Source organism: Cupriavidus sp. 30B13 (genome assembly GCF_049059565.2).
Taxonomy (GTDB): domain Bacteria; phylum Pseudomonadota; class Gammaproteobacteria; order Burkholderiales; family Burkholderiaceae; genus Cupriavidus.
The window spans coordinates 2,546,963-2,564,679 of sequence record NZ_CP188224.1; the positions used below are offsets into that span (position 1 = coordinate 2,546,963).

Here is a 17,717-nt window from a genome sequence, read left to right on the forward strand (position 1 = left end):
GCCGGGCTAATACCGCCATGACCCGCTCCCGCATCCCTCCGTTGCAGACGCTGCGCGCCTTCGAAACCGCGGTGCGGCTGCAGAGCTTCACCCGCGCCGCCGACGAGCTGGCGCTCACGCAAGGCGCGGTAAGCCAGCAGGTGCGCGCGCTCGAAGCCCGGCTCGGCCAGGCGCTTTTCACGCGGGAGCGCAATGGCGCGACGCCCACCCCCGCGGCGCATGCGCTCGCGCTGCAGGTCAGGCAAGGCCTGAGCGTGCTCGAGCGCGCCTTCGAGCCCATGCAGAAGGCGAGTGCACGGCATCTCGCCGATGGCGGCGGCAAGCGCGCCGTGACGCTGGCCGTCAGCGTGCTGCCGAGCTTTGCCGAGCGCTGGCTGGCGCCCCGCCTGGCGCGCTTCCACGCGGCGCACCCGCACATCCGGATCGAGCTCCACCCGAGCGTGCAACTGGCGCCGCTCGGCAAGCGCGACCGCATCGACGTCGCGCTGCGCTACGGCCCCGGCACGTGGCCGGGCGTAAGCGCGGAAAAGCTGATGAACGAAACCGTGTTTCCGGTCGTCAGCCCGTCTTACCGGAACCGGGACGGCGTGGCGCCGCGCGAAGCCGCCGACCTCGCGCGCTCGGTCCTGCTGCGCCATCCCGCGCAGCCGTGGGAACCGTGGCTGCAGGCAGCGCGGCTCGATCTCGTCGAGCCGCGCCGCGCGCCGCAGTTCACCGATGCGCAGGCGCTGATCGACGCGGTGCTGCAAGGCCGCGGGGTCGCGCTCGCGCGCCGCTCGCTGATCGCGCCGGAACTCGCGGCGGGCGAACTCGTGCGCGTATCCCGGGTGAGCATCGCCGACGTCTACGCGCACTATGTGGTGTGGCGGCCCGGCCATCCGAAGGAAAAAGCCATCGAAGCGTGGCTGGGCTGGCTGCGCGGCGAGGTGCGGCGCAAGACGCCGCGCCGCCGGGCCGCATCGGGCCCGTAAGCGCCGCGCGCGCGGCATGTGAGGGCAAGGCCACGCGCGGCAGGCGCTGCGGCGCCGGTGCTATGATCGGGCGCTCTCTTCCCTGCACGCGAGCCGATGACGCCAGACTCCGGGCAAGACCCGCCCACGCCACCCGACGCCGCCCCTGACGCCCCTGACGCCGCCGCCGCGCCGCGCGCCAGGGCCGCCAAGCTCGCCAAGCCCGACATCCGCCGCCTGGGCGCCCGCTTCGTCGCCATCTCGTGGCGCGACCTCGCCGTCTCGTTCGGGCCGGCCGTGGTGTTCTGCATCGCCGCCGCGTGGCTGGCGGTGTGGCTGATCCAGCCGGCGCCCCCGAATACCATCACCATCAGCGCCGGGCCGAAGGACAGCTCGTTCTGGAACGCCGCCGAGCAATACCGCACGATCCTCGCGCGCAACGGCATCCGCCTCAACGTGCTGGCTTCCGAAGGCTCGCAGCAGAACGTGAAGCGGCTGGCCGATGCCGGGCAGTCCGTCGACGTGGCGCTGGTCCAGGGCGGCGTCTCCGGCGAGGTGGACAAGCAAGGGCTGGTCTCGCTCGGCAGCATGTTCTACGCGCCGATCAGCGTGCTGTACCGCGGCCGCGAGATGCACAAGCTGTCCGACTTCCGCGACGCGCGCATCGCCATCGGCCGCGAAGGCAGCGGCGCGCGCGCGCTGGCGCTGACGCTGCTCAAGGCCAACGGCATCGAGCCCGGCGGCAGCGCCACGCTGATCGCCTATGACGGCGACGAGGCGGCCCAGGCCCTGCTCGACGGCAAGATCGACGTGGCCATGCTGACCGGCGACTCCGCCACCGGCCCGACCATGCGCAAGCTGTTCCGCACGCCGGGCGTGCGCCTGCTGGACTTTGCCCAGGCCGATGCCTACACGCGGCGCTTCCTCTACCTGCAGCAGCTGGTGCTGCCCGCCGGCGTTCTGGACCTGGGCAAGAACCTGCCGCCGCGCCCCATCCACCTGATCAGCCCCACGGTGGAACTGGTGGCGCGCGACACCCTGCACCCGGCCCTGTCCGACCTGCTGATCGAGGCCGCGCGCGAAGTCCACGGCAAGGCCGGGCTGCTGCAGGGCGCGGGGCAGTTCCCCTCGGCCACCGTGCACGAGTTCCCGCTCAGCGACGACGCCACGCGCTACTATGCCTCCGGCAAGGGCTTCCTGTATCGCCACCTGCCATTCTGGCTGGCCAGCCTGGCCGACCGCGCGCTGCTGGTGGTGGTGCCGATCATCGTGCTGCTGATCCCCGCGTTCAAGGTGGTGCCGTCGCTGTACAGCTGGCGCGTCAAGTCGCGCATCTACCGCTGGTACGGCTCGCTGATCGAGATCGAGCGCGTGGCGCTGGTCGACCCCACCGAGGAAGAAAAGGCCGCCCTGATCGCGCGGCTGGATCACATCGAGGCCGCCGTCAACCGGCTCAAGATGCCGCTGGCCTATGCCGACCAGTTCTATGTGCTGCGCGAGCACATCGCTTTTGTCCGGCGGCGCCTGACCGGAGCGTGACGGGCGCGGATGCTATGATGGCCGACACCCGCCGCAGAGCAGGTGCAGGGTCGGACAGAGCGAGTCATGAGCAAGAGAATCTGGGTATCGAAGCGGGCGGCAGCCAGGGCCTGCGCCGAGCAGGACGCCGGCACCGGCGCGCCGGCCGGCGGCCTGCTGGCGCTGGGCGCCGCCGGCATCCTGGTGATCTCCCTCGCGGTCGTGGTCCTGCACTATGGCTTCGGCTGGCTCGCCCCGGCCTGCCCGCCCGATGACGCCGCCTGCCTGGCGGCCGGGAATCCCGCCACCGCCGGCAGCCAGGCGAGCATCAAGGAACGCGTGGAAGGCCTCTACCGGATCGCCAACGATCCACGCGCCACGCCGCGCGAGCGCGAACAGGCCGCCTACTCGCTGCAGCGCTTCAGGGCCCAGGGCCACGTCCCCATGGCCGAGCGCGCCGCCTACGCGCACGAAAAGCAGGAAGAAGCCCGGCGCCAGGAACAGCAGGAACAGGAAAAGGCCTTCGAGGAAGAAACCCGCCAGCTCGCCGCGATCCGCAACCGGCTGATGCAGTACCCGTATCTCAGCGACGCCGACCGCCGCTTCCTCGAGACATCCGACGCGCTGGACCGCCTGGACCCCAGCCGCGTGGCGCGCCGGGAAAAACTGGAACTGGCCCGGCAGCGCGGCGCCGCCGGCAGCCTGCGCGAGAGCATCCGGGAAAGCATCCGCCTCTACCAGCAGCGCCAGGCCGAGGACGCCCAGCGCCGCCAGCGCTATGCCGACGGCCAGCAGCGCGCGCAGGAGCGGCCGGACCAGGAACCGCAGCCGCCCCTGCCAGCGGCGCCGTCCCCGGCGCCGGCCGCCGCGCAGGCGCCCGCGCCGGCGGCGGGAGCGGACCGGAGCATGTACCTGGGCGGGTAGGCCGGCGGCGCGCCATAAAGCAGCGCTTCAAGGCCCATCCAGCCACAACGCCCTTATCGTGCCCGGCGCGGCGGGCTACCCTTGGCGGCAACATGGGCGGGCGGCCGCGGGCCGCCGCCCTTCCCTTCCCACTGCCGCGCGAGGATTTCCCGAATGAGCTACACCATCCAGATCAATGGGTCGCCCCATACCGTCGATGCCGAAGGCGACACGCCGGTGCTGTGGGTGCTGCGCGACGTCATCGGATTTGCCGGCACCAAGTTCGGCTGCGGCATGGGCCTGTGCGGCGCCTGCACCATCCATGTCGACGGCGCGCCGGCGCGCGCGTGCCTGACGCCGCTGGAAAGCATCGGCACGCGCGCGGTCACCACCATCGAAGCCGTGGGCGAGAGCGACGCCGGCAAGCGCATCCAGGCGGCGTGGCTGGCGCAGCAGGTGGTGCAGTGCGGCTATTGCCAGTCGGGACAGATCATGTCCGCCACCGCGCTGCTGGTGAGCAACCCGAACCCCAGCGACGAGGAAATCGATTCGGCGATGTCCGGCAACATCTGCCGTTGCGGCACCTACGCGCGCATCCGCGCGGCGATCCGCGAGGCCGCCGCCGCCGGCAAGCCAGCTCCGAAGGACGCCGCCGGCGCCGCGTGAGCCCCGGCGCCCCGCCCGTCCCGGAGCCGGCTAGCTAGGCCAGCCTGGCCGGATCCACCGGCAGGCTGCGCAGGCGCCGCCCCGTCGCGGCAAAGATCGCGTTCATCAGCGACGGCGCGATCATCACGGTGGACACCTCGCCCACCCCGCCCGGCTCCTCGGCACTTTCCACGAGATGCGTCTCCAGCACCGGCGTCTCGTTGATGCGCAGGATGCGATAACTGTCGAAGTTGCCCTGCTCCACGCGCCCGTCCTTGATGGAAATCCTGCCGAACAGCGCCGCCGTCAGGCCGAACACCGCGCCGCCCTGCATCTGCGCGATCACCGTGTCGGGCGAGATCGCGCGGCCGCAGTCCATCACCGTCACGATGCGCTTGACCTGGACCTGCCCGCTGGCGTCCACGTCCACCTCCGTGACCTGGGCCGCGTACGAGCCGAAGCAGAAGGTCGCCGCCACGCCCAGCCCGCTGCGCGCCGGCAGTTTCCTGCCCCAGCCCGCCTTCTCGGCCGCCATCTGCAGCACGTGGCGCGCGCGCGGATGCTTGCCCAGCAGCGCGAGGCGGTAGGCCACCGGGTCCTGGCCCGCCGCATGCGCCAGCTCGTCCAGGAAGCTCTCCACCACGAAGGCGTTCTGCGTATGGCCGACACCGCGCCAGAATCCCGTGGTGATGCCCGCGGCCGGCTCGCGCCGCACGTACTGGACCAGGATGTTGGGAAAATCGTAGGGGCCCGCCGCGTCGCGGATCGCGTCGCCATCCACGTTGTTGGTGAAGCGCGACGGCATCCAGCGCGCCAGCACCGACGAGGCGGTGACGCGGTGGTGCCACGCCACCGGCCGCCCGTCCTTGTCGAGCGCGGCGCCGATGCGGTTGTAGTGGTAGGGGCGGAAGGTGCTGTGGCGCGTGTCTTCCTCGCGCGACCACACCACCTTGACCGGGCTCTTGACCTGCTGCCCCACGCGCACCGCCTGCGTCACGTAGTCCACGTCCAGCCGCCGCCCGAAGCCGCCGCCGAGGAACTGGTTGTGCACCAGCACCTTCTCCGCGGGCAGGCCGGTGACCTGCATGGCGGCCTCCTGCGCGCGGCCGGGCACCTGGGTGCCGAGCCACAGCTCGCAGCCGTCGGCGCGCACGTGCACCGTGCAGTTGATCGGCTCCATGCAGGCGTGGGCGAGGAACGGCTGCTCGTAGACCGCCTGCACGACCCGCGCGGCGCTGGCCATGGCCGCCGGCGCGTCGCCCACCTTGCGCGCGACCGCGCCTTCGCTGGCGGATGCCGCGGCCAGGTCGGCCACCATCTCCTGCGTGGAATAGGCCGCATTGGCGCCGCCGTCCCAGCGCGGCGCGAGCGCGGCCAGGCCCTTGCGCGCCGCCCCGGTGTGGTCGGCCACCACGGCGACGGCATCGTCGAGACGCACCACCTGCCGCACGCCGGGCACCGCCAGCGCGGGGGCATCGTCCACCGCGGACAACCTGCCGCCCAGCACCGGGCAGGGCAGGATCGCCGCCACCTTCATGCCGGGCAGCCGCGTATCGATGCCGTACACGGCGCGGCCGGTCACCTTGTCCGGCGAGTCCAGCCGGCGCTGCGCGGTGCCGATCAGCCTGAACGCGCCGGCCGGCTTGAGCGGCACCTCCTGCGGCACCGGCTCGCGCGCCGCGCGCGTGGCCAGTTCGCCGTAGCCGAGCCGGCGCCCGGACGCCGCGTGCGTCACCGCGCCGCCGCCGGCCTCGCAGGCAGCCGGATCGACCTGCCAGGCGCGTGCCGCGGCCGCCACCAGCATGATGCGCGCGGCCGCGCCGGCGCGCCGCATCGGCTCCCACGCGCTGCGGATCGAGGTGGAGCCACCGGTCACCTGGAAGCCCAGCGCCGGATTGTCGTAGCGCTTGTCGGCGGGCGCGTGCTCCAGCACGACGCTGTCCAGCGCGGTGCCGAGCTCCTCGGCCAGCAGCACCGGCAAGGCGGTGTAGGTGCCCTGCCCCATTTCCACGCGCGGCACGACGAAGGTCACCTTGCCATCGGTGCCGATGCGGATGAACGCGTTGGGCTCGAACGGCGGCCCGGACTCCGGCGCGCCGGCGCCCTCCGCCAGCTCGCGCCTGGCCAGCGGCCACAGGCTGAAGGCCAGCATCAGCCCGCCGCCGGCCGCGACGCCCGCCTTGAGGAAGGTGCGCCGCGACACGCCCGCCGCGCCGGCCTGCTCTCGTTCCAGTACTTCGGGTTCTCTGTCCATTGCCATCGCATCCTTTCGATTGTGTCAGTTCGCGTTGGCGGTCAGTCTACGGCCGGGCCCGCCGCCGCGGAACGGCGCGCGTGCGCAAGGCCTTTGAAGCGGATTTGCATAGTGGGACTGCGGACTGCCGCCGTATTGCGCGCCGTGCCGGCCGCACCCCCGCATTGGCGCTAGAATCGCGTCGTCGGCCAGTACGGCGCATGGCACGGCGACGTGCCGCCCCACCTCAAGGAAACCGAGCCGGATGCCTCAAGACCAACTGGATGGCCTTGCCACTTTCGTCTGCGTGGCGGAGTTCAGCAGCTTCTCCGCGGCCGCGGTGCGGCTTGGCGTGTCGCCGTCCGCCGTCAGCCAGTCGGTGCGGATGCTGGAAAAGCGCGTGGGCTTCGCGCTGTTCAACCGCACCACGCGCAGCGTGAGCCTGACCGAGGCCGGCGCGCAGTACCTGGCGCGCATCGGCCCGGCCGTGCGCGAGCTGATCGACGCTACCGAGGAACTCGGCGACCAGGGCCGCGAGCCCGGCGGGCTGCTGCGCCTGAACGTGCCGCGCGCCGCCTACATGATCGTGCTGCAGCCCGTACTGGACCGCTTCCTGGCGGCCTATCCGCAGATCGACGTGGAGATCTGCATCGAGAATGGGCTGACCGACATCGTGGGACGCGGCTTCGACGCCGGCATCCGCTTCGGTAACCTGGTGGAGCGCGACATGGTGGCGGTGCCCGTGGGGCCGAAGATGTCCGCCCACGTGGTGGCCTCGCCGGCATACCTGCGCCGCCGCGGCACGCCGGCGCAGCCGGACGATCTCACCGGCCACTGCTGCATCGGCTTTCGCCACGTGAGCAGCGGCCAGGTGGAGCGGTGGGACTTCCGCAAGGGCGATGCCGCGGTGCAACTGGTGGTCAAGGGGCGGCTGGTGCTCAACGACTCGTCCGCGCTGGTGCAGGCCGCGCTCGACGGGCTCGGCATCGCCTACATGATCAACGGCTATATCGAGCCGCTGCTCGCGGACGGCCGCCTGGTGCGCGTGCTGGCCGACTGGAGCCCGGCCCTGCCGGGGCTGACGCTCTACTACCCGGACCGCCGCCGGGTGCCGAACAAGCTGCGCGCGTTCATCGACTTCCTGGCCGCGCAGAAGCTCGGCGGCGAGCCCCCGCCCCTGCCGCGAACCGACGGCAGCCTGGTGCCGCCGGCGCGCTAGCGGCACCGCGCCGCGCCGATCCTGCGGTTTTCCTTAAAGCCGCCGGAAGGCCGGCTTCAAAGAATGGGCTTGCGCGCGGCGCGGCGGCACGCCCACCATGGCGGAACACCATCACCGCCGCCCCCATGCGCCGCAGCCTGCCTCCGCTCAATCCGCTCCGTGCCTTCGAGGCCGCCGCCCGCCTGGGCAGCTTCACGCTGGCCGCGCAGGAAATGCGCGTGAGCCAGGTCGCGGTGAGCAAGCAGGTGCGCGCGCTGGAAGAGTATTTCGGCATGACGCTGTTCGAGCGCGGGCACCGCAGCATCCGGCTTACGCAGGACGGCGCGCGCCTGCTGCCGCCGCTCACGCGCGCGCTGGACGATATCGCCGCGGCCACCAGCGGACTGAAGCAGCGTGGCCGGCGCGACATGCTGTCGATCCAGGCCTACACCACCTTCGCGCAGCGCTGGCTGATCCCGCGCCTGGCCCTGTTCTCGCGCGCGCATCCGGAGATCGAGGTGCGGCTCACGGCCTCGCTGCTGCCGGCCAGCTTCGAGCTGGGCGGCGTGGACGCGGCCATCCGCTCGGGCAACGGCCACTGGCCCGGCCTGATGGCGGACCCGCTGGCCCCGCTGGAGCTGGTGCCGGTATGCCGGCCGGGTCTGCTGGACGGCACGGCGGCGCCGGCCGAAGCGCTGCGCGGCGTGACGCTGCTGCACTCCTTGTCCCGCCCCGACGACTGGAGCGCGTGGCTGCGCTCGGCGGGCGCGGCGGCGGCCGGCATCGGCGGCAACAACGGCATGAAGTTCGAGAACTCCGCGATGGCATACGAAGCAGCCCTGCAGGGCGCGGGCGTCGCCATCGGCATCCGCGTGCTGGTGCAGGCCTATCTCGCCGCCGGGGAACTGGTGGCGCCGTTCGGCCACGTCCACCGGCTGCAGGACGGCTACTACCTGCTGTACCCGGCGGGCGCGGCGCAGTCGCGCGCCTTCCAGGTGTTCCGCGAATGGCTGCTGTGCGCGACCGCCGCCGCGCAGCAGGCCGACGCCGCGCTCAGTCCAGGTTGGCTGCCCCCGCCAGTTTTGCCGTCCGGCCCCAGCGCTCGCTTTCCTGCCGGATGAACGCGGCGAACTCGGCCGGCGTCTTGACCAGCGGCGTGGCGCCCAGCGCGGCCAGCGCGGGCTTCAGGTCCGGCCCTTGCATGACGCCGCGCATGGCATCCGCCAGCTTGTCGACGCTGGCCCTGGGCGTGCCCTCCGGCGCCACCAGCCCGAACCAGATCGAGACGTCGTAGCCGGGCACGCCGGCCGCGGCGACCGACGGCACGCCCGGGAACGCCGGCGAGCCCGCCGCGCTGGTCACCGCCAGCGCCCGCACCTTGCCGGCCTGCACGTTGGGCGCGTGGGTGGAAGCGGTGTCGAACATCATGTCCACGCGGCCGGCCAGGAAGTCCACCAGCGCGGGCGCGGAGCCACGGTACGGCACGTGCAGCAGTTCGGTGCCGGTCATGGAAGCGAACAGCGCGCCCGACAGATGGCTGGAACTGCCGATGCCGGCCGAGCCGTAGGTCAGCTTGCCGGGACTGGCCTTGGCCTGCGCGATCAGCTCGGCCACCGTGCGCGCCTTCACCTGCGGGCTGACCACCAGCACGTTGGAGGCGCTCGCCAGGGTGCCCACCGGCGCGAAGTCCTTCTGCGGGTCGTACTTGAGCTTGCGGTAGATGTGCGGGTTGATCGCCATGGTGCCGGTGGTGGCGAAGAACAGCGTGTAGCCGTCGCGCGGCGCGGCCAGCGCATACTCCGCGGCCACCGAGCCGCCGGCGCCGCCGCGGTTGTCCACGATCACCGGCTGGCCGAGCTGCCGGCCCAGGCGCTCGGCCAGCAGCCGCGCCATCGCGTCGGTGGCGCCGCCGGCGGGGAACGGCACCACCAGGCTCAGCGGCTTGTCGGGATAGGCGGCCTGCGCCGGCGCGGCGCAAAGGGTGGCACCGACGGCGGCGCAAAGGGCGAGCGCGCTCGCCAGCAAGGTCTTCTGCATTGCTAGTCTCCAGTATCTTGTTGTGTGTTGCCGGCCCGCCGGCGGCGCGGCGGGGCCGGCGGCGGCCGGTCAGCGTGCCGTGGCGGCTTGCGTGTCGATCTGCGTGTCGATCTGCGTGTAGAGCACCGGGTAGTAGCGGTCGCCGTGGCCCGCGTCGCAACTGCGCGCGAGAATGTCTGCCGTATGCCGGCCCACCGCGGCCGCCACGCCGGCCGCCTCGGCCAGCTCCAGCGCCAGCGAGACGTCCTTGAGCGCATAGCGCGCCGGGAAACGCCCGCCCGGGAAATCGCCGGGCAGCAGCGCCTGCCGCCCCTGCACGCGCACCGCGCGGCCGTCGGCGGAGCCCAGCTCGATGGCGTGGAACAGCACCTCGCCGTCCACCCCGTGGCGGCGCGCGATGGCCAGCACTTCCGCCAGCGCGTGCACGGTCTCGAACAGAAAGGTGTTGTGCAGGATCTTCACCACCTGTCCGGCCCCCACCGGGCCGCAGTGCGTGATGTCCGTGCCCATGCAGCGCAGGTAGGGCATCAGCGTGTCCAGCGTGCCGGCGCTGCCGCCCGCCATGATGCTGAGCGTGCCGGCGATGGCCGCCTCCGGCATGCGCGCCACCGGCGCGTCGGCGAACGCGTGGCCGCCGGCGGCGGCCAGCGCGGCGAGCGACTGCGTGACGTGGACCGAGGTGGTGCCGGTGTCGGTCAGCGTGCCGCGCCGGCCCGCCGCCGTCCAGGTGCGCAGGACCTCGGCGCCGACCGACTCGGTGGCGCGGCCGTCCGCCAGGCACAGGAACACGATGTCGGCGGCCTGCGCCAGCGCCGCCACCGACGGCGCCACCGCCGCGCCGGCCTCGCGCGGGCCGCCCGCGCGGGCCGGGTCGAGGTCGAAGCAGGTCACCGCGGCGCCCGCCTTGCGGGCCAGGTTGGCGCACATCGGCGCGCCCATCACGCCCAGGCCGACGAACCCCAGGCGCGGCGCAGCGCCGCTCATGCCAGCCCCCACATCACGGTCTTCGGCTCCTGGTAGGTGCGGATGCCGTAGAAGCCCTTCTCGCGCCCGCTGCCGCTTTCCTTGAAGCCGCCGAACGGCACCGAGACCGACAGTTCCTTGTAGGTGTTGATCCATATCGTACCCGCTTCCAGCGCGCGCGCCACGCGCCACGCGCGGGGCATGCTCGCGGTCCAGATGCCGGCGGCCAGCCCGAACGCGGTGCCGTTGGCCTGGCGCAGCAGGTCGGCCTCGTCGTCGAACGGCAGCACGCACAGCACCGGGCCGAACACTTCCTGCTGGCACAGCCGCGCGTCGTTGGCCAGGCCGGCGACGATGGTCGGCAGGAAGAACGCGCCGCCGGCCAGCGCCGGGTCCGCCGGCCGCGTGCCGCCGGCCAGGATGCGGCCGCCGTCCTCCGCGGCCATCGCCACCATCGACTCGACCTTGTCGCGATGGATGAAGGACGACAGCGGCGACACCTGCGTGGCCGGATCGTCGGGCAGGCCCACCTTCAGCTCGCGCGTGCGCGCCACCAGCCGCGCCACGAACGCATCGTACACGCCGCGCTCCACGAACAGGCGCGTGCCGGCGATGCACGATTGCCCGGTGGACGAGAACACGCCATGCAGCACGCCGTCGAGCGCCTTGTCGAGGTCGGCGTCGGCAAACACGATATGGGGTGACTTGCCGCCCAGCTCCAGCGCCACCGCGGCCATGCGCTGCGCGGCGGCGCGCGCAATGGCCTTGCCGGTGGCGGTGCCGCCGGTAAAGGAAATCAGCCGCACGTCCGGATGAGCGACCAGCGCGCCGCCGGTCTCCAGCCCGAGCCCGGTCACCACGTTGAGGATGCCCGGCGGCAGGCCCGCCTGCAGCGCCAGCGCGGCCACGCGCAGCGCCGGGCCCGGCGTGAACTCGGACGGCTTGAGCACCACCGCGTTGCCCGCCGCCAGCGCCGCCGCCACCTTCTGCGACTCCAGCGTCAGCGGCGAATTCCACGGCGTGATGGCGGCCACCACGCCGAACGGCTCGTACACCACCAGCGACAGGTGGTTGCCGCGCGCGGGCGCCACCTCCGACGGCATCACCTCGCAGATGCCGGCGAAGTAGCGGTAGGCATTGGCGCCGGCCAGGGCCTGGTCGCGGCACTCCTGCAGGCGCTTGCCGTTCTCCTGCATCTGCCGCCGCGCCAGCCACTCGGCATCGGCCTCGATCAGGTCGGCCAGCCGGCGCAGGATGGCCGCGCGCTTGTGCGGCAGCATGTCGCGCCACGCGGGCTCGGCCTGCGCGGCGCGGGCGGTGGCCACGGCGCGGTCCACGTCGGCGGCGCTGGCCGCGCCGATCAGGCCGTTGAGGGCGCCGGTGGCGGGATTGCGGGATTCGAACGGCGTGCCTTCGCCGCGGGTCCATTCGGCGCCGATCAGGAACGGCTGGACGTCTTGGTCTTGCATGGAGTCTCCTTTATTTGCCGGTGCCAGTCGCACCTGTGCGTGAAGCCGACTCTCTCATGCCGGCAGGCGCGGCTCAAATGAGAAAAACTGCGCCGTTGGCCAACCTGTGGTTGGGCAAACGAGGCGCATGTTGCCCCCCGCGCGGCCCCGCGCGCCGCGGCGCCTGTCGCATTCCGGTTCAAACCCTGTCGCATCCCGGTTTGGCCGCGCGGGCGCCGGCCCATAGAGTGAAGGCGTCCATTCAACGGGGAACGCCATGGCGTCACACATGCAGCTACGCTTGCGGGCTTCGGCCTGCCTCTTCGCCGTCCTGTCCTGCGGGACGGCTTTCGCCCAGAGCTGGCCGTCCAGGCCGATCACGCTGGTGGTGCCGTTTCCGGCCGGCGGCGGCACCGACCTGGTGGTGCGCTCGGTGCAGCAGAAGCTGCAGGGCGAACTCGGCCAGCCGGTGGTCATCGACAACCGCAGCGGGGCCGGCGGCACCATCGGCTCCACCTTCGTCGCGCGGGCCGCGCCGGACGGCTACGTGGTCGGCGTGGCCACCACCAGCACGCATGCGGTGAGCGTGAGCCTCTATCCCAGGCTGCCGTACCGGCCCGCCACGGATTTCGCGTACGCCGGCTTCATCGGCACCTCGCCGTACGTGCTGGCCGTCAACGACGCGGTGCAGGCCACCAGCGCCCGCGACCTGATCGAGAAGCTGCGCAGCGGCAAGGCCCAGCACAGCTTCGGCTCGGTCGGCGTGGGCACGGTCTCGCACCTGATCGGCGAGCAGTTCCGCAAGCTCGCCAACGTGCCGATGACGCACGTGCCCTACCGCGGCGCGGCGCCCGCCTATACCGACCTGATGGGCGGGCAGATCGAGATCATGTTCGACAACCCGGTGGGCCTGGCGCCGTACATCAAGGCACACAAGCTCACGGCGGTAGCCACCACCGCGCCGACGCCGCTGCTCGGCAACGTGCCCACCTTCGCCAGCCAGGGCATCGCCGATTTCTCGCAGCAGCTCTGGTACGGCCTGGCGTTTCCCAAGGGCACGCCGGCGGCGATCGTCGCGCGCATGAACGGCGCGCTGAACAAGGTGCTCAACGACAAGGACGTGGCCCGCGACCTGGCCGAGAAAGGCGTCACCGCCCGGCCGGGCACGCCGGCGGAGATGCAGGCCGCCGTGGCGCACGACATTCCGTACTGGGGCGCCATCGCCCGCTCCGTGGGAGCGACGATTGAATAAGCCGGCTTCGATGCATCTGCCCGCCCCGGGCGAAGTGGTGGCGATCGACGTGTTCGTCGGCGCGGAGGATGGCAATGGCGGCGGCAACCCGGTGCCGCTGGTGGCCGACGCGCGGGGCATGAGCGCCGCCGCCATGCAGCAGGTGGCGGCCGCGCACGGCCACGAATCCGCCTTCGTGCTGCCGCCGGACGACAGCGGCTGCGACCTGCGCCTGCGCTTCTTCGTGCCGCAGCACGAGATGGAGATGTGCGGCCATGCCACCGTGGGCACGCTGTGGGCACTGCGCCAGTGGGGGCGGTGGAACACGGACACGGCGCGCGTGGAAACGCTCAGCGGCATCGTGGACGTGCGCTGGGACGATGCGGCGCGGCGCGTGTGGATCTCGCAGCCGGGCGTGCAGGCGCGTCCGCTCGACGCGCAGGAGCGCCGCCAGGTTGCCGAGGTGCTGGGGCTCGGGCCGCGCGGCGCGGCGTATGCCATGACCAACGCCTCGACCAGCCGGGCCAAGACCCTGGTGGCGCTGCCGGACCTGGCCATGCTGCACGCGCTGCGCCCGGATTTCGCGGCGATGGCGTCCCTGTGCGCGGAGATCGGCTCCACCGGGCTCTATCCCTACGTCATCGCGTCCGCGCCCGGCGCGGCCGGCGGCCATGCCGTAGCACACGCGCGCCAGTTCCCGAAATCGTCCGGCTACCCCGAGGACGCCGCCACCGGCATCGCCGCCGCGGCATTGTGGGGCCACCTGGCCGCATCGGGCGCGCTGCCCGCCGCGCACGGCAAGCCACCCGCGCTGGCCGTGCGCCAGGGCGAAAGCATGGGGCGGCCGTCGGAGATCCTGGTCGCGCCGCGCTGGTCGGAGACCGGCGCGCTGCAGGGATGCTGGCTCAGCGGGAAGGTGGCATGGGCGCGCGCATGACGAGCGGCGATGGACGCGTAACGGCACAGGAGACGCCGATGACACCCGAGCAACGGCTGGCCGCCGCCGGCCACGCCCTGCCGCCCGCGCCGGCGCCGCGCGGCGCCTATGCGCCGTTCAGCGCGGCCGGCGAATGGGTGGCGGTCAGCGGGCAGACCTCGCGGCGCGACGGCACGGCCCTGGCCGGCATCTGCCGCGCCGACGCCGACGTGGCGCCGGCCAGGCAGGCCGCGCAGGCCGCCATGCTGAACGCGCTGGCCGCGCTCCGGGCCGCTTGCGGCGGCGCGCTGGAAAACGTGGCCCAGGTCACCCGCGTGCGCGGCTTCATCCGTTCCGGCGCGGACTTCGCGCGCCACACCGCCGTGCTCGACGCCGCCTCGGATCTGCTGGCGCTGGCCTTCCCCGGCCACCCGCTGCCGGCGCGCACGGCGGTGGGCGCGGCGAGCCTGCCCGACCAGACCTGGATCGAAATCGAACTGGATGCCCGGCTTGCGCGTGCGGCCGATCAGCCACCGTCCGACGCGCGCAACAGCCGGGTCAGGTGACCGCTGCTGGCAAAGCCGAGCTGCTCGCTGACGCGGGCCAGCGGGCGCCCCTCCGCCAGCAACGCGCGCGCATGCGCCGCCAGCACGCGCCGCCGGATGGCGACCGGGCTGGCGCCGAACTCGATCTGGCAGGCGCGCTGGAGCTGCCGCACCGACACGCCCAGTGCCGCGGCGGCCATCTCGATCGACGGCAGCGCGCCGTCGCGCTCCAGCGCCGCCGTGAAGCGCCGGACCATGCGCAGCGCCAGCGAAGCCGGCTCCGCCGGCACCGCCAGCGGCCGGCTCGATACCAGCTGCGCCACGATGGCCCGCACCAGCAGGGCCGAGCTGGCCGGCGCCAGCATGGGAGACAGCAAGGCCTCCAGCATGGCGATGGTCGCACCGTCCAGGTGCACCGCGCCGAAGACCCGGAATGCGCGCAGGTGCTCGGGCGCCAGGTAGAGCTCGCCATGCTGTTGCCGCCCGGCCTCGGCCACCGTCAGGTGCGTGGTGCCCGCGGGCAGCAGGACCGCGTCGCCGCGCACCAGCCGCGTCGACACCGCTGGCGCCTCGTCCGCGCGCGGCTCCCAGGCGCTCTTGAGCCGCCCCATGCGCGGCCACAGCAGCATGCCGCAGTCGTGGGTGTGCCACTCGCGCCGGAAATCCGCCTGGCGGCTGTCGTGCAGGGCAAAGCCATGCGCGGCGGTCAGGTGCAGCTTGGGGGAGAAATGCGCGGGAGCGGGCATGGCGTGCGGTGCTCGGCCTGGGGAAACGGCGTGAATGGTCTGCCTGGGGTCTGTCCGGGGGGGTCCGGGGGGCTGCCTGGGGTCTGCCTGGGGTCTGCCTAGGGTCTGCCTGGATCATACCGCGATGTCCGCCCGCCGGCGTCCCCGCCAGGCCGACCGCGCCGCGCCCCTGCGCTTTGTGCGGCACCCCACAAACATGAAGCGGGCCTGCTTGTAGGCTCGATCCTCGCTGCCATCGCGTGCCGCGACGGGCATACCTTGCGCAGCCAGCCAATCCCCAGAACACCAATCCGAACGGGAGCGGGACATGTTGCAAGAGGTGATGGAGCGGGCCAGGCGGATCCGGCGCAGCGAGCGCTTCAAGTATGCCGCGGCCACCTTCGCCCGGCTGTCGCTGCATGCGACGCAGCGCCTGAACCCAGGCGTGTTCGCCATCGACATCCACGAGAATTCCGGCTTCTTCTCGGTGCTGCAGATGGTCCTGTTCATCCTGATGTACTGCGACGAGAAGGGCCTGGTCCCGCGCATCTCCGCGCACGGCCCGATCTACGGCGCGCCGGACGGCACGGTGGACTGGTTCTCGACCTTCTTCGAGACCGTGCAGGCGCCGCCGGACATGCCGCCGGCACGCAAGATCAGGACCTCCACGGTCCAGGATCTGGTGCAACTGGGCTTTCGCAAGCGCTACGAGGCCAGGCTCGAAATCAGGAGCGCCAGCGCGCTGTTCCGCGCACACTACCGGCCCGCCGCGTTCATCGTCGACGAGGTCGATGCGCTGTGCGGGACGATCGGCATCGGCGACGACACGCTCGGCGTGCATTTCCGGGGCACCGACAAGCGGCATGAAGCGGAGTCGATGAGCTGGGAGGCGTTCTGCCAGGCCGTGGCCGCGGCCCTGGCGGAAAACCCGCGCCTGTCCAATATCTTCGTTTCCAGCGACGAAGCGGCGTTTCTCGATTTCTTCGTCGCCTGGCCGTTCGGCAAGCCCGTGCGCGTGGCACCGTCCAGGCTGCTCGCCGACGGCAGCATGCCGATTCATTTCCGCGGCTATGCGGGCCTGGAAATCGGCCGCGAGGCGCTGGTCTCGAGCCTGCTGCTGTCGCGCTGCGGATATCTCGTGAAAACGCCGTCCTACCTGTCGGCGTGGTCCAAGATATTCAATCCGGCGCTGCCGGTCAGGCTGGCATCGCCGCCGCGCCCGGACGCGTTCTGGTTTCCGGACAGCCAGTTGTGGATCGAGAACGGCATGGCGCCGGCGGCGTGAGCACCGCGGTGGCCGGCGCCCCGTGCGCCGGCGCGGCCCGCTTCGGCGCTGCCTCAGCCCTGCTTCAGTTCTTCTCGACGAGCTGGCGCACGACCGCGGCAATATCGACCTCGCCCTTGAAGACGGTGTCATCGCCGCCCTCGAAATCGATCCAGCCTTCGTTGAAGCCGTCGAGCATCTGGATGCGCGGCATGGGGTCCTTCATGCCCTGCCCGACGAACAGCGCGCCCCAGGTCTCGCGCGCGACGGCCTCCGCGCGCACGGGCCGGCCGAGCACCTCGGAGAAGGCCCGCGCGATGTCGTCGGGGCTCACGCGCGCCGGCCCTTCCAGCTCGATCACGCGCCTGCCCTGCCAGTCTTCCTGCAGCGCGTATGCCGCGGTGCGGCCGACATCGACCGTCGCCACCATCGGAATGGCCCGGTCGAGCGGCTGCAGGAACGAGCGGATGACGCCCTCGCCGCGCGCGGAGGCGACATCCCACGCGATGTTCTCCATGAACCAGCCCGGCCGCAGGAACGTGACCGGCAGCGGCAGGCCGCCCAGCGCCGCCTCCATGAGGGTGCGCTGGGTGAGCAGGTTGGTATGCTCCGCCTGCGCGCCGATCGTCGACAGGCAGACGACCTTGCCCGGGCGGGCCTGGGTCAGCGCCGAGACGACGGCATCGATGACCGCCCGCGCCTCCGGGAAGCCGGGCGCCGGATCGAATTCCGACGGTGGCAGGATGAACACCCCTTCGGCGCCGTCGAACGCCCTGGCGAGCGCATCCGCGTCGGTCATCTCCGCGATGGCGACTTCGCAGCCGCGCGCGGCCCACTGCGCGCCGTTGGCGGGGTTGCGCACGACCGCGCGCACCGGCTCGCCCGCGGCGAGCAGGGTGTCTGCCAGGGCGCCGCCGACTTTTCCGCTGATTCCAGTGATGGCATACATGTTGGTAACTCCGTTTGGGTGGAGGGAACGACGTGCCGTGGCTCGCTGGCCGGCGGTCCGCGCCGCGGTGCCGGGCAGGCTGATGCGACAGCACGATGAAGCGAATGGTAGGCGCCGGCTTTTATTGATGGAATAGCGATTCGATCATATGATTGGTGACATCCTGGCATGAGTCCGAGATGAGTCCGAGCA

Annotated in this window: 16 protein-coding genes; 10 read left to right on the top strand and 6 right to left on the bottom strand. The window is 72.2% G+C overall.

Annotation, left to right across the window (positions count from 1 at the left end):
• The first annotated feature begins 17 nt into the window (after window positions 1-17).
• The 4 genes from ACKI2N_RS30465 to ACKI2N_RS30480 all read left to right on the top strand — a co-directional run bounded on the left by ACKI2N_RS30465 (window position 18) and on the right by ACKI2N_RS30480 (window position 4,037).
• Window positions 18-971, top strand: coding sequence for a LysR substrate-binding domain-containing protein (locus ACKI2N_RS30465; RefSeq protein ID WP_420992321.1), 954 nt, complete (start codon window positions 18-20; stop codon window positions 969-971).
• A gap of 96 nt (window positions 972-1,067) precedes the next feature.
• The gene (locus ACKI2N_RS30470; RefSeq protein WP_420992320.1) at window positions 1,068-2,489 is read left to right on the top strand and encodes a TAXI family TRAP transporter solute-binding subunit; all 1,422 of its coding nucleotides are present in this window, start codon (window positions 1,068-1,070) and stop codon (window positions 2,487-2,489) included.
• A 66-nt stretch (window positions 2,490-2,555) separates the two neighbouring features.
• Window positions 2,556-3,392, top strand: coding sequence for a hypothetical protein (locus ACKI2N_RS30475; RefSeq protein WP_420992319.1), 837 nt, complete (start codon window positions 2,556-2,558; stop codon window positions 3,390-3,392).
• A gap of 153 nt (window positions 3,393-3,545) precedes the next feature.
• Window positions 3,546-4,037: a (2Fe-2S)-binding protein gene (locus ACKI2N_RS30480; protein WP_420992317.1), complete on the top strand. Its 492-nt coding sequence runs from the start codon at window positions 3,546-3,548 to the stop codon at window positions 4,035-4,037.
• Window positions 4,038-4,071: 34 nt separating this feature from the next.
• On the opposite strand, the gene ACKI2N_RS30485 is transcribed toward ACKI2N_RS30480, so the two are convergent.
• On the bottom strand, window positions 4,072-6,270 hold the full coding sequence (locus ACKI2N_RS30485) for a molybdopterin cofactor-binding domain-containing protein (RefSeq protein ID WP_420992315.1): 2,199 nt from the start codon (window positions 6,268-6,270) through the stop codon (window positions 4,072-4,074).
• Window positions 6,271-6,514: 244 nt separating this feature from the next.
• Here ACKI2N_RS30485 and ACKI2N_RS30490 point away from each other — a divergent pair, with 244 nt between their 5' ends.
• A complete protein-coding gene (locus tag ACKI2N_RS30490; protein ID WP_420992314.1) occupies window positions 6,515-7,468 on the top strand; it encodes a LysR family transcriptional regulator in 954 nt (317 codons plus the stop codon).
• 125 nt (window positions 7,469-7,593) lie between these two features.
• Window positions 7,594-8,568: a LysR substrate-binding domain-containing protein gene (locus ACKI2N_RS30495; RefSeq protein ID WP_420992313.1), complete on the top strand. Its 975-nt coding sequence runs from the start codon at window positions 7,594-7,596 to the stop codon at window positions 8,566-8,568.
• Here ACKI2N_RS30495 and ACKI2N_RS30500 read toward each other — a convergent pair.
• The 3 genes from ACKI2N_RS30500 to ACKI2N_RS30510 form a co-directional block, all read right to left on the bottom strand.
• Window positions 8,501-9,484, bottom strand: coding sequence for a Bug family tripartite tricarboxylate transporter substrate binding protein (locus ACKI2N_RS30500; RefSeq protein WP_420992311.1), 984 nt, complete (start codon window positions 9,482-9,484; stop codon window positions 8,501-8,503). The genes ACKI2N_RS30495 and ACKI2N_RS30500 overlap by 68 nt on opposite strands.
• Window positions 9,485-9,553: 69 nt before the next feature.
• Window positions 9,554-10,468 (bottom strand): NAD(P)-dependent oxidoreductase, encoded by a 915-nt coding sequence (locus ACKI2N_RS30505; protein ID WP_420992309.1) that lies wholly within the window; start codon window positions 10,466-10,468, stop codon window positions 9,554-9,556.
• The gene (locus ACKI2N_RS30510) at window positions 10,465-11,916 is read right to left on the bottom strand and encodes an aldehyde dehydrogenase family protein (RefSeq protein ID WP_420992308.1); all 1,452 of its coding nucleotides are present in this window, start codon (window positions 11,914-11,916) and stop codon (window positions 10,465-10,467) included. The genes ACKI2N_RS30505 and ACKI2N_RS30510 overlap by 4 nt, the downstream gene beginning before the upstream one ends.
• 268 nt (window positions 11,917-12,184) lie before the next feature.
• Between ACKI2N_RS30510 and ACKI2N_RS30515 the strand changes: the two genes are divergently transcribed.
• From ACKI2N_RS30515 to ACKI2N_RS30525, 3 genes are read left to right on the top strand one after another with little or no spacing between them, the layout of a single operon-like run.
• Window positions 12,185-13,147, top strand: a complete 963-nt coding sequence (locus ACKI2N_RS30515) for a Bug family tripartite tricarboxylate transporter substrate binding protein (protein ID WP_420992307.1) — start codon at window positions 12,185-12,187, stop codon at window positions 13,145-13,147.
• Between the two features lie 10 nt (window positions 13,148-13,157).
• Complete coding sequence (locus tag ACKI2N_RS30520) at window positions 13,158-14,063, top strand: PhzF family phenazine biosynthesis protein (protein ID WP_420992305.1); 906 nt, start codon at window positions 13,158-13,160, stop codon at window positions 14,061-14,063.
• A 38-nt stretch (window positions 14,064-14,101) separates the two neighbouring features.
• Window positions 14,102-14,608 carry a RidA family protein gene (locus tag ACKI2N_RS30525; protein ID WP_420992304.1) on the top strand — a complete coding sequence of 169 codons (507 nt, stop codon included), beginning with the start codon at window positions 14,102-14,104 and terminating at the stop codon, window positions 14,606-14,608.
• On the opposite strand, the gene ACKI2N_RS30530 is transcribed toward ACKI2N_RS30525, so the two are convergent.
• Window positions 14,569-15,333: a helix-turn-helix domain-containing protein gene (locus tag ACKI2N_RS30530; RefSeq protein ID WP_420992303.1), complete on the bottom strand. Its 765-nt coding sequence runs from the start codon at window positions 15,331-15,333 to the stop codon at window positions 14,569-14,571. The two genes, ACKI2N_RS30525 and ACKI2N_RS30530, sit on opposite strands and share 40 nt — an antisense overlap.
• Before the next feature lie 307 nt (window positions 15,334-15,640).
• Here ACKI2N_RS30530 and ACKI2N_RS30535 point away from each other — a divergent pair, with 307 nt between their 5' ends.
• Entirely contained in the window at window positions 15,641-16,597 is a 957-nt protein-coding gene (locus ACKI2N_RS30535) for a hypothetical protein (RefSeq protein ID WP_420992301.1), read from the top strand.
• Window positions 16,598-16,661: 64 nt separating this feature from the next.
• Here the strand turns inward: ACKI2N_RS30535 and ACKI2N_RS30540 are convergent, their stop codons facing one another.
• Complete coding sequence (locus ACKI2N_RS30540) at window positions 16,662-17,525, bottom strand: NmrA family NAD(P)-binding protein (protein ID WP_420992300.1); 864 nt, start codon at window positions 17,523-17,525, stop codon at window positions 16,662-16,664.
• Between the last annotated feature and the right edge of the window lie 192 nt (window positions 17,526-17,717).

Coding starts and splice junctions, on each gene's coding strand:
- ACKI2N_RS30500 (WP_420992311.1), bottom strand. CDS start 9,484: ATGCAGAAGACCTTGCTGGCGAGCGCGCTCGCCCTTTGCGCCGCCGTC.
- ACKI2N_RS30480 (WP_420992317.1), top strand. CDS start 3,546: ATGAGCTACACCATCCAGATCAATGGGTCGCCCCATACCGTCGATGCC.
- ACKI2N_RS30510 (WP_420992308.1), bottom strand. CDS start 11,916: ATGCAAGACCAAGACGTCCAGCCGTTCCTGATCGGCGCCGAATGGACC.
- ACKI2N_RS30515 (WP_420992307.1), top strand. CDS start 12,185: ATGCAGCTACGCTTGCGGGCTTCGGCCTGCCTCTTCGCCGTCCTGTCC.
- ACKI2N_RS30520 (WP_420992305.1), top strand. CDS start 13,158: ATGCATCTGCCCGCCCCGGGCGAAGTGGTGGCGATCGACGTGTTCGTC.
- ACKI2N_RS30475 (WP_420992319.1), top strand. CDS start 2,556: ATGAGCAAGAGAATCTGGGTATCGAAGCGGGCGGCAGCCAGGGCCTGC.
- ACKI2N_RS30530 (WP_420992303.1), bottom strand. CDS start 15,333: ATGCCCGCTCCCGCGCATTTCTCCCCCAAGCTGCACCTGACCGCCGCG.
- ACKI2N_RS30485 (WP_420992315.1), bottom strand. CDS start 6,270: ATGGACAGAGAACCCGAAGTACTGGAACGAGAGCAGGCCGGCGCGGCG.
- ACKI2N_RS30465 (WP_420992321.1), top strand. CDS start 18: ATGACCCGCTCCCGCATCCCTCCGTTGCAGACGCTGCGCGCCTTCGAA.
- ACKI2N_RS30495 (WP_420992313.1), top strand. CDS start 7,594: ATGCGCCGCAGCCTGCCTCCGCTCAATCCGCTCCGTGCCTTCGAGGCC.
- ACKI2N_RS30535 (WP_420992301.1), top strand. CDS start 15,641: ATGTTGCAAGAGGTGATGGAGCGGGCCAGGCGGATCCGGCGCAGCGAG.
- ACKI2N_RS30470 (WP_420992320.1), top strand. CDS start 1,068: ATGACGCCAGACTCCGGGCAAGACCCGCCCACGCCACCCGACGCCGCC.
- ACKI2N_RS30490 (WP_420992314.1), top strand. CDS start 6,515: ATGCCTCAAGACCAACTGGATGGCCTTGCCACTTTCGTCTGCGTGGCG.
- ACKI2N_RS30525 (WP_420992304.1), top strand. CDS start 14,102: ATGACACCCGAGCAACGGCTGGCCGCCGCCGGCCACGCCCTGCCGCCC.
- ACKI2N_RS30505 (WP_420992309.1), bottom strand. CDS start 10,468: ATGAGCGGCGCTGCGCCGCGCCTGGGGTTCGTCGGCCTGGGCGTGATG.
- ACKI2N_RS30540 (WP_420992300.1), bottom strand. CDS start 17,525: ATGTATGCCATCACTGGAATCAGCGGAAAAGTCGGCGGCGCCCTGGCA.